The 521-nt window shown below is 48.2% G+C and carries 1 rRNA gene; it reads right to left on the bottom strand.

The features are described from left to right. Positions 1 to 521 (bottom strand): 23S ribosomal RNA (locus tag F8B77_RS17370); the annotation flags it as partial.

Raw genomic sequence — 521 nt, 5'->3', positions numbered from 1 at the left:
GGTGCTCCTACTGCTTGTACGTACACGGTTTCAGGTTCTATTTCACTCCCCTCACAGGGGTTCTTTTCGCCTTTCCCTCACGGTACTGGTTCACTATCGGTCAGTCAGTAGTATTTAGCCTTGGAGGATGGTCCCCCCATATTCAGACAGGATATCACGTGTCCCGCCTTACTCGTTTTCACTGATGATGAGATGTCGGTTACGGGGCTATCACCCTGTATCGCGGCACTTTCCAGAGCCTTCACCTGTCTCATTAAAAGCTTAAGGGCTAACCCAATTTCGCTCGCCGCTACTTTCGGGATCTCGGTTGATTTCTCTTCCTCGGGGTACTTAGATGTTTCAGTTCTCCCGGTTTGCCTCACTGCACTATGTATTCATGCAGTGATACTAGCTTATGCTAGTGGGTTTCCCCATTCAGAAATCGTAGACTCAAATGGTTTTTACTACCTAATCTACGCTTATCGCAAGTTAATACGTCTTTCATCGCCTCTGACTGCCAAGGCATCCACCGTGTACGCTTA

Source organism: Aliivibrio finisterrensis (assembly GCF_008933155.1).
GTDB lineage: Bacteria > Pseudomonadota > Gammaproteobacteria > Enterobacterales > Vibrionaceae > Aliivibrio > Aliivibrio finisterrensis.
This window is presented reverse-complemented; position numbering and strand designations above follow the sequence as displayed.